The sequence below is a fragment of the Nocardia sp. NPDC046763 genome (genome assembly GCF_040645495.1).
Taxonomy (GTDB): domain Bacteria; phylum Actinomycetota; class Actinomycetes; order Mycobacteriales; family Mycobacteriaceae; genus Nocardia.
On sequence record NZ_JBEYYI010000006.1, the window covers coordinates 117,192 to 129,823 of the forward strand.

Consider the following 12,632-nt stretch of genomic DNA (forward strand, 5'->3'; position numbering starts at 1 on the left):
CCCCCGATCGAAAGGCTCCCTCGTGTCGAATCTGCAGAAGGTCACCGTTCTCGGCGGTGGCGTCCTCGGCAGCCAGATCGCCTGGCATTCCGCGTTCAAGGGCAAGGATGTCGTCGTCTTCGACATCTCCGGCGCCGCCCTCGACCGCTGCCGGGCCGCGCATGAGCAGTACGCGGCGATCTACCTCGCCGAGGTCGGCGCCACCGACCGGGACATTGCCGACACCCGCTCTCGACTGACCTACACCACCGTTCTGTCCACCGCGGCCGCGGGCCGAGACCTCGTCATCGAAGCCGTCCCCGAGATCCCCGACCTCAAGACCCAGGTTTACCGGGAAATGGCGCTCCTGCTCTCCCCGGACACCCTCGTCGCCACCAACTCCTCGACGCTGCTGCCCCGGGACTTCGCCGACGTGACCGGACGTCCCGCCAAGTACTGCGCGATGCACTTCGCCAACATGATCTGGGCGATGAACGTCCTCGAAATCATGGCCCATCCCGGAACAGCGGACGACACCCTCGTCGCGGTGACCGAGTACGCCATCGAGATCGGCATGATCCCGATTCCGGTCCGCAAAGAACAGAACGGCTACGTCCTCAACACCTGGTTCGTGCAACTGCTCAACGCGAGTCAGACCCTCGTCACGAACGGCATCGCCACCCCCGAGGACATCGACCGCACCTATTTGATCGCCAATCCCGGTGCACCCCGCGGCCCGATGGGAGCTTTCGACGTGGTGGGCATGGAGACGGCGTATAACGTTGTCGCCCATTGGGGTTCGGTGACCGGCGACGAGCAGATGCTCGCCAACGCCCGCTATATCAAGGAGCACTTCCTCGACAAGGGCAAGCTGGGTCTGCAAACCGGCGAGGGTTACTACACCTACCCCGATCCCGCGTACGCCGACCCCGGATTCCTTGCGGTGCCGGACATCTCCCAGGCGGCCGATATCGCCGCGTTGGCGCGGCCGCACTAGCCCTGGCACGGGCGGGTGGGGCGTTCACCGACCGAGACCCGCACTTCGCTCAGCACCAGGTCGTTCATCTCTATCCCAGGAGGATCCTTGAGTTCCAGATCCCGTCGAGGCCAGGTCGCGGCGGCACTTGCCGTAGCGCTGATGCTCGCGGTCGCGCTGACGGCGTGTTCGAAGAGTTCGTCGCCGTCGCCGAGCGAAGCCACGAAGGAGGACGCGGCGGTCAACGCCTACGTCTACACCTATCCGCTGGTGACGATGGAGGTCACGCGTCGGCAGCTGACAAACCTGCCACGCCCGAACGGGCGCACCGCGGCACCGATGAACCAGTTCGCCAATATGGCGTTTCTGCCCGATGCATCGTTCACCGCCGTGGTACGCCCGAATGTCGACACCCTGTATTCGTCGATGTTCTACGACGTGTCCAAGGAGCCGCTGGTGATCAGCGTTCCGGACATGGGTGATCGCTACCACCTGTTTCCGATCCTGGACATGTGGACCAATGTGCAGGCGTCGCCGGGCACCCGCACGCTCGGCGCGGGCCATGGATATCAGTTCGCGATCACCGGCCCGAGCTGGCACGGCACCCTCCCGGCTGGGGTGCACGAGTACAAGATGCCAACCGACGGCGGCTGGGTCATCGGCCGGATTCAGGTCAACGGACCCGACGACATTCCCGCGGTCGCCGCGATCCAACGGCAGCTGACCGCCGTGCCTCTGAGTGCCTACGGCACCGCCTACACGCCACCCGACAACACCGACCTGCACCCGGACTGGCCCACCGGTCAGGAGGTCGCCGCCTACATCCACAACCTCACTCCGCAGCAGTACTGGGACCTGTACTACTCGAGCCTGTCGCACAATCAGCCGCGACCGGAGGACAAGAGCCTGCTCGACCGGTTGGCCGAAGCCGGGTGGACACCGGACAAGAAGCTGGACCTGAGCCGACTCCCGGAGCCCGACCGCGGAGCGTGGCAAGATGCGTGGCCCAAGGCGCTGTCGAAGATCGAGATCGATCTTGCTGGTGCACCGGTCAACGGCTGGAACGTCGCACGCACGGGGATGGGCACCTACGGGACCGATTACGTGCGACGCTCCAATATCGCGCATGGCGGGCTCGGTGCGAACCTGCCCGAGGATGCGATCTACCCGAACACCCGCACCGATGCGACCACCGCACGGCTGAACTCCGACCGGAACCATGTTCTGCATTTCGCCCCCGATCAGATTCCGCCGGTGCACGCGTTCTGGTCGCTGACCATGTACAACGACAAGGGTTTCTTCATCGCCAACCCCATCAATCGGTACGCGGTGCGTGGCGAGCAGCTGCACAAGAACCCTGACGGCTCGCTGGACCTCTACTTCCAACGCGGAAATCCCGGCGCGGAACGGGAATCCAACTGGCTGCCGGCTCCGGTGTCGGGTGACTTCAACCTGGTACTGCGCTTGTACTGGCCCGACACGAAGATCGTCGACGGCACCTGGAACCCACCCGGAATCGCGACCACACCCTGACAATCCGTGCGGTGTGGCCGGCCAGGTTCGTCGGCCACACCGCATGGCAAGCACTCGTTACCTCCGGGACGAGGTCATGCCGGTCCGCCCCGCGTGGTCGAACAGACCGGGCTACAGCCGCGGACCTTCCCCCTGCCCGTGTCGAGGCACCGCCCGGCTCGAACAGCCCGGGATGAGATCCCCACGGACCCAACCCATTCCGCAGCGTCGACTGCAACAGAAAGAGAAGCAACCATCGTGGACCGATTCGACATCACCATGACCAACATCGCCGTGCGGCGCTTGATCGAGACCACGGACAATCCGCGGCACCGATACCTGCTGCAGGCCTACGACCGGCATCGCAATCTGGAGATGGCTGGACGATGGCAGGAGATCTTCGCCCCGGACATGACTATCGAGCATCCCGTCTACCACTTCAACGTATTCGGAACGAACACCGTCCTCGACGGCGCCGAGGCGGTGCAGGCCGTCTACAGCGAATGGAGCGGCACCGGCCAGTGCATCTTCTATGCCGAGGACGAGAAGCTTGCGGTCGGCGACAACATGATCTGCTCGACCGCGGCGATCTACCAGCAGACGCCCGGTGCGATCCTCGCTGCGGGCGGAGCCGACGTCGACCCGGACGCGACCTATCTCGTCAAGAACGTCGAGCACATGATCTGGCCCTACGACGACCAGGGCCGACTGGTCGGCGAGGACGTGTGGGAGATCAACGAATCCCAGCGCGAGATCATCGCGCTGGATCCCGCGGAGGTCCTCACCGTCGAGCGTTCGGGGGAACTGCTCGCTCCGCTCATCAAGCCGCTGCCGCCCCGCCCCTTCTGATCCCCCGGACTTCCGGCTCACCGAACCCGGTGGGCGCCCCCGGAAGCCGAGCACACGTCACAACTTGCTTTGCGATGAGGAACTCGCCATGAAATTTCACACCCTGGCGCTGACAGCCGTTTCCGCTGCCACGAGCGTCGTTGTCAGCGCCGCGACAGCAGCGGCAGCGCCGGACACGACCGCCCCGGCCATCTCCTACCACGCTTCCGTGGTGGGAGATTCGGTGGTCGCGACGCTGCAGGACGGCACTTTCGGGCTCGCCGCCGACCAACGGTCGGTGGCTGTGCGTGATGAGCTCGGGCAGGTGCTCGACACCCTGCCGTTGGCCGCCGAGGTCGACGACCAACAGCTACCGATCCGGCCGGAGATCTCAGCCGACGCACGCACTCTGACTCTGGTTCCGGATGTCACCGGGCTGGTCCGGGCATCGGTGCGGCCGGTGGCCTCGCCGGTGGAGAACCAGTTGGCGATGAACGACCTCATCAACGCGGTCAGCATCAGTACCTCGGTCGGCAGTCTGATCGGCACCGCAGTCGGGGCGGTGGCCGGTGTCGGAATCGGGCTCGCGGTCGCGGGTGCGTCGTGCCTGGTGCTCAGCCTCGGCTGTGTCGTGGCGGTGCTGCCCATCGTCACGTTGGCCGGTGCGGCCGGCGGGCTGACCGGGCTGGTGCTCGCGGGCGGGCCCAGTGCCGCCGTCGCCGCCTACAACTACGTCACAACTCTCAACGCGGCACCGGGCACCAGCCAGTACGGCCAGTACGCGACCGGCGCGAATCACTGAGGGTGAAGAACCAGATGCGAATCAGCACAACAGCACTCGCCACCACCGTCGCGTCGCTCGCAGTGGTCACCGTGAGCGTGGCGGCGGTTCCGGCGGCCGCCGGAACCGGCCCGGATCCGCAGTGGCGGGCGAGCGTCACCCCCGAATCCGTGATCTCGACCATCGAGGCCGGCGGCTTCGTACTGTCGTCGGATCAGCGGTCGGTGACGGTCCAGGACGGCGCCGGCCGGCAGTTGGCCGATCTGCCACTGACATTCGAGCTCGACGGTCGCGAATACGCCCTCGGACAGGAGATCTCGGCGGACGGACGCCGGCTGACACTCACCCCCGATCCGGCGGTCCGGGCCGCGGCCCAGCCGGTGGCCTCCCCGTTGGAGAACCAACTCGCGCTCGGCGAGCTGGCCGGGAAGATGACGACGGCCACGCTGGCCGGAACCGTCGGCGGCACTGTTATCGGCCTGCTGGTCGGGGCGGTGATCGGCTTCGGTTCCTGCCTGGTGGTCGGTCCCGTCTGTCTGGCCACCGCGCCCGCCGCGCTCGCGGCCTTCGCGGGTGCGGGTGGTCTGGCCGGGACCCTGCTGGCGGGTGGCGGCACGCTCGCGGGCGGCCTGTGGAAGTACCTCAGCACACTGCAGGCGGCGCCGGGTGAGAGCGCCTACGCCGAGCAAGGCGGCCTGCTCGACCCGAACGGCACGGGCGTTCCGGACTCGAATCTGCGGCTGCCGAAGATCACACTGCCGAGCGGCTCGTCCAGCCTGTCGGCCGGACGCTGATCGCCTCCGACAGACGATACCGCGCCCTGGGCCGGTGCCGGGTGATGTCTTCCCCGCGTAGTCGACGGTGATGATCCCTGATCGGGTCCCTGAGCTTCGGCTCAGGGACCCGATTCTGTTTCTGTCCCGTGCACAACACCGTCAGTCCGAGGCGGCGGCTCACGACATCTTTCGCCTGCGGCATCGCTCACCACTTTCGCGTCCGGCGACAACGTTGTGCCCTGGGAGGTCGAGCGCGGTCGATCGATGTCAATCTGTGTATCGCGCACCAAGTTTCAAAGCCACTGCGCGTCTGGGGTGTTCGTTGTCTCGGGGGCGGTAGGGTTCGCGCGGTGGAAGGGATGGCATCGATGAGACGGCTGGCGGTTGTGGCGGGGGCGGCGATGGTGGTGGCTGCGGGACAGTTCGGGGTGGGCGCGGCCGAGGACGATTCAGGCGCCCTGGATCGGCTGGTGGGGCTGCTGAACGAGCGGCTGGATACTGCGGATACTGTCGCGGCGGTCAAGTGGGAGGGTGCGGTGCGGGATGGGGGCGAGCCGGTGATCGACGATCCGGTTCGGGAACAGGCGATCTATGATGCGATGGCTCAGTTGGGGGCGGAACGGAATCTACCCGCGGGGCTGGTCCGGCAGGTGTTTCAAGGTCAGATCGAGGCTAGCAAGATCGTCCAGCGGGGGCTGGTGACCGAGTGGCGGTATGGGCTGGCGACGGCCCCGGTGCCGGCGACGGATCTGGCCGGGGTGCGGCCGGTGATCGATGGCCTCAATGTCGCGATCATCGACGAATTGGATAGGGAGCGGACCGAATTGACGCGCTCCGACTGCCCAGCGCGAGTCGCCGCCGGGGTACTCGCTGTCGCCGGGCACGACAATCTCGACGCCCTCCACGCGGCGGCGCTCGTGCGCGCGTCGACTCCGTTGTGCGGGAGCTGACGTATCTCCCCCGGCACCGGAGACTTCACCCCGATAGGGACTGCCTCAACCGGCATCCGAATTGAGCTGCCGAGCAACAGCGTTCGTAGCGACTCAGTCGAGACAGAATTCGTTGCCCTCGATGTCCTGCATCACGAGGCAGGACTCGTTGCCTCCGCCGGCGGGCAGTAGCCGCACACGCACCGCGCCGAGCGCGACCAGTCGTGCGCATTCGGCCTCGAGTGCGGCCAGGCGCTCTTCACCCACGAGCCCAGTGCCGACCCGCACGTCGAGATGCAGGCGATTCTTGGTGACTTTCCCTTCGGGCACCCGTTGAAAGAACAGTCGCGGGCCGACACCCAAGGGATCAACGCATGCGAATGCTGAACCCTGACGCTCAGGCGGCAGGGAGCAGTCGAATTCGGCCCAACTGGCAAACCCCTCCGGCGGCGGCGGAATGACGTACCCGAGCACATCGCACCAGAAACGAGCAACACGCTCAGGCTCTGCGCAGTCGAAGGTGACCTGGATCTGTTTGACCGACGTCATCGGTTCACCATAGCGGCGGGTCCTTCATCCTCCGCGCGGCCCGGCTTCGAAATCGCCACGCCACTTACCCAAGCTCCTTGGCGTTCAACGGATTCCGCGGTAGGTGCGCCGGCGCCTGGGTTCGCCACCGACACGCCGCCTGTGGCACTTCTGTGGAACTTCTCGCGCCATGCCTGTTAATATAAGCCAGAACTTATAAAAAGGAGGCGCTATGTCGCTACTGTCCGATCCCACCCGCCTTGCGGGATTGGTGACTCGCGAGGTGCGGACCGGTTCCCGGGACGGGGTGCCGACCCGGATCGCCGTCGCGCGGCGCAGTTACCAGACCGATCCTGCCGATCTGTGGGATGCGCTCACCAATCCCGAGCGGATCCCGCGGTGGTTCCTGCCGATCAGCGGCAGGCTGGAGGTCGGTGGGCGCTATCAGCTCGAGGGGCACGCCAATGGTGTGATCGAGCGGTGCGATGCGCCGAAAGCGCTTGCCGCGACATGGGAATGGGACGGCAAGGTCTCCTGGATGGAGGTGGGCCTCACGCCGGTGAACGACGGCACCCAGCTGGAATTGACGCACGAGGTGCCGTTCGAACCGGAGATGTGGGGGCGGTTCGGGCCGGGTGCGGTCGGTGTCGGGTGGGATCTCACGCTCGCCGGGCTGGGTTCGTATCTGTCGAGCGGGGAGGCGGTGGATCCGAAGGAGGGGCAGCACGTGCACCGGACACCGGAGGGCCGCGTGTTCATCCGGGCCTCCGTCACCGGATGGGGCGAGGCGGCCATCGCCGACGGCGACGAGCCCGCCACGGCACAGACCGCGGCCGATGCGGCGTACAGCTTCTACACGACCGAGCCCGACAGCCGCCCGGAATCCTGATGGCCGCTTCTCCCGCACGGATTTTCGAGGCGCTCGGCGATCCGATCCGCCGCTACATCCTCGAGCTCGTCGCGGGCGGCGAACAGCCGGCCGGCGCGATCGTCGAGACGGTCCGCGCTCAGGCGTCGATCTCCCAGCCCGGTGTCTCGCAGCACCTCAAGGTGCTGCGCGATGCCGGATTGGTTATCGTGCGCGCCGAGGGCACGCGTCGCTTCTATGCGCTCGATGCCGAGGGTGTGGAAACGGCACAGGCGTGGCTCGCGAGCCTCGGAGATCCCTTGCACCAGCTGGCGAATCCGCTCGATGCTCTCGACACCGAGATCGCCCGCGGCAAACGCACCGGCCGCACCGCCGAGCCCGGACGACGGTCCCGGGCCGGAGACGCCCGGCCCGCAGCCGGGTGACCTTCACTCGGATTGCGTTGTCACCGAGGCTGTTCGGGTGGCGATGACGACGGCCGGCTCGGCGGGCCGGTCCTCCGGAATCCGATGGGTGGCGTCGAGAACTTCATGCGCGAAGGGCCCCGGGACATAGCGCGCCGTCAGCGTGGAGTTCCGGTCGACGAGGTAGCGACAGAGTTCCAGCGCTCCATCGCTGAACGTCCATTTTCCGCCACACTCTTTTGTTTCACGGAATCAACCTTTATAGTTGATTCATGGAAGCAAACAAAGGTCAGGTTTCGCGACTGGCCCGGAGCACCGCACGATTCGCGGAAGCCATGCGGCAGGGCACTTCTCGCGCCTACGACCCGGTCCGGGTCGGGGTGCTGCAGTGCGCGGTCGAGTCCGGGCCGCTGCGGGCCGGGGAGATCGCCGAGCGCCTGGACGCGTTGCCGTCTTCCATCACCCGGCATGTCCAGGCGTTGATCGACTCCGGTCTGGTCAGCACCTCCCCCGATCCGGCGGATCGGCGGGCGGTGCTGGTCGAGGCCACCGAGGCGGGGCGGGCCGAGCTCGCGCAGTTCCTGGAGATCGGCGACCAGGTCTTCGGCGAGGTGATCGCCGACTGGTCCGCCGAGGATGTCGACACTCTCACCCGGCTGCTCGATCGCATGATCGAGGCCTGGGCCGCGGTGGGCACACACCAACAGCAACGGGCGAACCGCAGACGTCCAGGCCGATTCGGCTGGAGCCGGATCTGACTTCAGGAGAGGACCAATTGCCATGGCCACCAACACACCCCTGCACGTGATCATCGCTGGCGGCGGCATCGGCGGGCTGGCGCTCGCCAACGGCCTGCGCCGCGCAGGCGTGAGCGTCAGCGTGCACGAACGCGAAACCCAACGCACCGACCGGCTGCAGGGTTTCCGCATCCACATCAACCCGCACGGCAGCAATGCCCTGGCCGAACTGCTGTCGCCGGAGCTGTATTCGACCTTCGTCGCATGCGCGGGCAAGGGCGGCAACGGGTTCGGTTTCGTCACGGAACAATTGCGCGAACTGCTCCAGATCGATCCGGAGGAGGGTGAGCACACCGCCGGCGGCCACTACGGCATCAGCCGGATCACCCTGCGGCAGCTGCTGCTCGCCGACCTGGGCGACGTCGTGCACTACGGCAGCATGTTCGACCGCTATGAGCGCCTGCCCGACGGCCGGATCCTGGCCCATTTCGGCGACGGCGATTCCGAGATCGGTGATGTGCTGGTCGGCGCGGACGGCGGCACCTCCCGGGTGCGGGCGCAATACCTCCCGCACGCCGAGCGCGTGGACACCGGAATCGTCACCATCGCAGGCAAATACGGCCTGACACCGGAATCGCGGGCGCGCCTGGATGCCCGGCTGCTGCGCAATCCGCTCAGCGTCATCCCGCCCAGCGGCTGCGGAATGTTCCTCGCCCCGCACGAGTTCGACATCCCCGCCGGCGCCGAGCGGATCGCCGGGAACCAGCCCGGCCTGGAGTCCGGTCTACTCCTCGACAACACGCAGCCGTACGTCTTCTGGGCCTTCGCGGCCAAACGCGAACGCTACGGCGCCGATCTGGAGGCGCTCTCGCCCGTCGGCCTGCACGATCTCGCGGTGCGCATGACCACGGGATGGGCGCCCGAATTGCGGGGGCTGGTCGCCGATTCCGATCCGGAGACCGCCACCCTGCTGCCGATCAAGACCTCGGTCCCGATCCCGGCCTGGCAGACCACGAATGTCACGGTGCTCGGCGATGCGGTGCACAGCATGACCCCGTTCGCCGGCATCGGTGCGAACACCGCACTGCGCGACGCCCGGGGGCTGTGCCGCGCACTGGTGGCCGCCGAACGCCGTGAGCTCGGACTGCTCGAGGGCATCCACCGATACGAAACGGACATGATCGACTACGGCTTCGCGGCGGTGCAGACCTCGCTGACCGCGGCCACCCAGTCGGTGTCCGACAGCCGGTTCGCGCGCGGCGCCGGCAAACTCGTCTTCCGCACCGCCAACGCGGTGCCCGCCATGAAGCGAAAGATGTTCGCCGACTTGGGTGCCGAGTGATAGCTGCCGCGCATGTGCCGCCCGCGTGCCGAGCGGGTGGCACATGCGGATCACCACCCTGGGATGTCCAAAGTCCAACGCGGACATGACATTCAGAAGGCTCGCGGATTGCTGACCCGGTGGAGACGTCCCAGCCGGAAGTAATTTGAATGAAACGTTCCCTTTCAATTTCCCAATCCGAACCTTGCCCGGTAGTGTGCCGTCGTCGCCTCCGCGATTGCGAAACCCCTGTTCTGGCAATGGAGTTCGAGTGCTGGAAATTCACCACTTCAGCTACGGGTGGATCACCCCCGTACTGGCCTACATCATGTCCGTCACCGGATCCCTTCTCGGCCTGCGGTGTACGGCACGTGCTCGGTCCGGGGAAGGACGCAGCGGCTGGCTCATCTCGGCGGCCGTGGCCATCGGCGGCACCGGCATCTGGGTGATGCACTTCGTCGCCATGCTGGGCTTCACCATCCGCGGTGCGGTGGTCAAGTACAACGTGCCGCTCACCCTGCTCAGTGCCGTCATCTCGGTCACCGTGGTGTGGATGGGCCTGTTCATCGTGGCCCGCGAGCCATTCGGCCGCTTGTCACTGTTCGCGGGCGGCGCGGTCACCGGGCTGGGCGTCGGCGCCATGCACTACTCGGGCATGTACGCCATGCGGTCCGACGCCATGATCGACTACAACGCCGGCATCGTCACGCTGTCCATGGTGATCGCGGTGGTCGCGGCCACCGTGGCACTGTGGTTCACGCTGGTCATCACCGGTATCTGGGCCACCATCGGCGCGGCCCTGATCATGGGTGTCGCGGTCTGTGGCATGCACTACACGGGCATGGCGTCGATGAGCGCGCACCATATGGACAATCCGGCCACCCCGCAGGGCACGGGCCCGATGGAATTGCTGGCCCCGCTGATGATCAGCGTCAGCATGGTGACGCTCGTCCTGCTCATTCACGTCGGCCTCACCGAGGTGGACGAACGCTCCATGATGCCCGAACCGGAACGGCCCGAACCAGCGGCGCGCGCGGGCTGGTCGCTGCGGGCGGCCTCGGCGGTGGCGGACACGCACGGCTCGGGCCAGGACGAGCCCGGTCCCCGGGACTACCGGACCGCGGGCTTGTACGCACCGGCCGCCGACTATCAGGCACCCGGCCGCCACGAGATGTCCCCGCACGGCGACTGGCGTTCGGACCAGTTCTACCCGGCGGCCGGCGGCTCGGCGGCGCGCCCCGACCGGAATCCGGTTCCGCCGCAGCGCAGTACCCGCTACTCATAGCCGTACCCGGCCCGACTGTGGGCATCTCCAGTACCAATTGGGCAGGCTGAGAATTGCCGACCCGGTTCGCTGAGAATCCGGTCCCGGTGTTCGACTTTCGGGCACATCGGCAGCAAACTGACTGCCGTGGAGCACCACCAGCTGGAGTTGATCTTCGCAGTCCTGTTCGCGACCATCCTGGCCCAGCCGCTCGGACGGCGGCTGGGCCAAGCGCCCGCGGTCCTCATGACCGCCTTCGGCGTGGTGCTGGCCCTGATCCCGCAGGTGCCGAATATCGAGATCGATCCCGAACTCATCCTGCCGCTGGTGCTGCCGCCCCTGCTGTACGCGGCCGCGCGACGCACCTCCTGGCGGCAGTTCGCCGAGAACTGGATAGCCATCAGCCTGCGCGCGGTGGTGCTCGTCATCGTGACCACGGCGGCCGTGGCCTGGGCCTTCCACCTCTGGTATCCGGGCGCGCCGATCGGTGCTGCGGTGGCGCTCGGCGCCCTGGTCGCGCCGCCGGATCCGGTGGCGGTCTCGGCGCTGGCGGGCAAGCTGGGTCTGCCCAGGCGGCTGGTCGCGGTGCTCGAGGGCGAGGGCCTGTTCAACGACGTGACCGCGATCGTCCTCTACACGGCGGCAATTCAGGCCGTGGTGACCGGTTCCTTCTCGGCCTGGGGCGCATTCCGCGATTTCCTGGTGTCGGCACTGGTCGGGGCGGTGGTCGGGCTGCTGTTCGGCTGGGCCGGAAGCAAACTCATGCAGCGGCTGGAGGAGGCCCCGTGGCGGGTGGCGCTGGGCCTGCTGCTGCCGTTCGCCGCCTACGGGCTCTCGGAGTCGCGGGGCGGGTCGGCGGTGCTGGCGGTGCTGGTGTGCTCGATGTATCTCACCGATGCCGCAACCGATTTCAGCGACAGCGACTACCGGCTGGTGGGCGACTCCTTCTGGGAGATCACCGAAATGCTGGTCACCGGTTTCGCTTTCGGCCTGATCGGACTCGAACTGAGCACGGTGCTGCGCGACGCCGGACCCCATTGGCCGCGCTTCATCGGCGGGGCGGCGGTGGTCATCGCGGTGGTGGTGGGGTTGCGACTGATCTGGCTGCTGACCACGACCGTGATCTTCCGATCCTGGTGGCGCACCCGTGACAAGGACGAGCCCCACACCTGGCGCGAGACCGTGGTGACCTGGTGGGCGGGCATGCGCGGGGTCGCCACGGTGGCGCTGGCCCTGGCCGTGCCGTTCACTACCGACAGCGGAAAACCGTTCCCGGGCCGCACCGAAATCCTCTTCACCGCCATCGCGGTCGTGCTGTTCACGCTGCTGTTGCAGGGCCCGACCCTGCCCGCCGTGGTGCGGGCGATGGGCGTGCACGCCGATACCGGCACCGAGCGCGCCTTCGAACGCCAGCTCTGGACCCGGGTGCTGGAGGCAGAACTGGCCCGGCTCGAGGAGATCTCGGAGACCGAGCACCTGCCCGAGGAGGTCTACGACCGGTTGCGCACGGGATTCGAACGCCGTCTGGCCCATGCGGATCCGGAGGCAGCCGAGGGCGATCCCCGGACGCACACCGATCGCACGCTGGCCTTCACCACGAAGATGCGGTCCATCTCCAATGACGTGCTGGAGGCAGGCAGGGCCGAGGCGCTGGCCGCACGCCGCGAACCAGGAGTCCCGCCCGACGTGGTGGACCGGGTCATGCGCCGGCTGGACCTGCGCCGGTGAC

The 12,632-nt window shown here is 67.2% G+C and carries 13 protein-coding genes; 12 read left to right on the forward strand and 1 reads right to left on the reverse strand.

Features of this window, described 5'->3' with window-relative positions; genetic code table 11:
• Positions 1-22: 22 nt before the first annotated feature.
• The 6 genes from ABZ909_RS12130 (at position 23) to ABZ909_RS12155 (ending at position 5,802) form a co-directional block, all read left to right on the forward strand.
• The gene (locus ABZ909_RS12130) at positions 23-976 is read left to right on the forward strand and encodes a 3-hydroxyacyl-CoA dehydrogenase (protein ID WP_356998095.1); all 954 of its coding nucleotides are present in this window, start codon (positions 23-25) and stop codon (positions 974-976) included.
• An 87-nt stretch (positions 977-1,063) separates the two neighbouring features.
• Positions 1,064-2,488: a DUF1254 domain-containing protein gene (locus ABZ909_RS12135; protein WP_356998096.1), complete on the forward strand. Its 1,425-nt coding sequence runs from the start codon at positions 1,064-1,066 to the stop codon at positions 2,486-2,488.
• Between the two features lie 237 nt (positions 2,489-2,725).
• On the forward strand, positions 2,726-3,316 hold the full coding sequence (locus ABZ909_RS12140) for a hypothetical protein (protein ID WP_356998097.1): 591 nt from the start codon (positions 2,726-2,728) through the stop codon (positions 3,314-3,316).
• A gap of 88 nt (positions 3,317-3,404) precedes the next feature.
• On the forward strand, positions 3,405-4,097 hold the full coding sequence (locus ABZ909_RS12145) for a hypothetical protein (RefSeq protein ID WP_356998099.1): 693 nt from the start codon (positions 3,405-3,407) through the stop codon (positions 4,095-4,097).
• Positions 4,098-4,111: 14 nt separating this feature from the next.
• Complete coding sequence (locus tag ABZ909_RS12150; RefSeq protein ID WP_356998100.1) at positions 4,112-4,870, forward strand: hypothetical protein; 759 nt, start codon at positions 4,112-4,114, stop codon at positions 4,868-4,870.
• A 350-nt stretch (positions 4,871-5,220) separates the two neighbouring features.
• Complete coding sequence (locus ABZ909_RS12155) at positions 5,221-5,802, forward strand: chorismate mutase (protein WP_356998101.1); 582 nt, start codon at positions 5,221-5,223, stop codon at positions 5,800-5,802.
• A 93-nt stretch (positions 5,803-5,895) separates the two neighbouring features.
• On the opposite strand, the gene ABZ909_RS12160 is transcribed toward ABZ909_RS12155, so the two are convergent.
• Positions 5,896-6,330: a VOC family protein gene (locus tag ABZ909_RS12160; protein WP_356998103.1), complete on the reverse strand. Its 435-nt coding sequence runs from the start codon at positions 6,328-6,330 to the stop codon at positions 5,896-5,898.
• 211 nt (positions 6,331-6,541) lie between these two features.
• Between ABZ909_RS12160 and ABZ909_RS12165 the strand changes: the two genes are divergently transcribed.
• The 6 genes from ABZ909_RS12165 to ABZ909_RS12190 all read left to right on the forward strand — a co-directional run bounded on the left by ABZ909_RS12165 (position 6,542) and on the right by ABZ909_RS12190 (position 12,631).
• Positions 6,542-7,198, forward strand: coding sequence for an SRPBCC family protein (locus tag ABZ909_RS12165; protein WP_356998104.1), 657 nt, complete (start codon positions 6,542-6,544; stop codon positions 7,196-7,198).
• Positions 7,198-7,602: a metalloregulator ArsR/SmtB family transcription factor gene (locus ABZ909_RS12170; protein WP_356998106.1), complete on the forward strand. Its 405-nt coding sequence runs from the start codon at positions 7,198-7,200 to the stop codon at positions 7,600-7,602. Before ABZ909_RS12165 ends, ABZ909_RS12170 begins: the two co-directional genes overlap by 1 nt.
• A gap of 251 nt (positions 7,603-7,853) precedes the next feature.
• Complete coding sequence (locus ABZ909_RS12175) at positions 7,854-8,339, forward strand: MarR family transcriptional regulator (protein WP_356998108.1); 486 nt, start codon at positions 7,854-7,856, stop codon at positions 8,337-8,339.
• A gap of 22 nt (positions 8,340-8,361) precedes the next feature.
• Positions 8,362-9,660 (forward strand): FAD-dependent monooxygenase, encoded by a 1,299-nt coding sequence (locus tag ABZ909_RS12180; RefSeq protein WP_356998110.1) that lies wholly within the window; start codon positions 8,362-8,364, stop codon positions 9,658-9,660.
• Positions 9,661-9,910: 250 nt separating this feature from the next.
• Positions 9,911-10,924 (forward strand): MHYT domain-containing protein, encoded by a 1,014-nt coding sequence (locus ABZ909_RS12185; RefSeq protein ID WP_356998112.1) that lies wholly within the window; start codon positions 9,911-9,913, stop codon positions 10,922-10,924.
• A 126-nt stretch (positions 10,925-11,050) separates the two neighbouring features.
• Positions 11,051-12,631, forward strand: a complete 1,581-nt coding sequence (locus ABZ909_RS12190) for a Na+/H+ antiporter (protein WP_356998114.1) — start codon at positions 11,051-11,053, stop codon at positions 12,629-12,631.
• The last annotated feature ends 1 nt before the right edge of the window (position 12,632 follow it).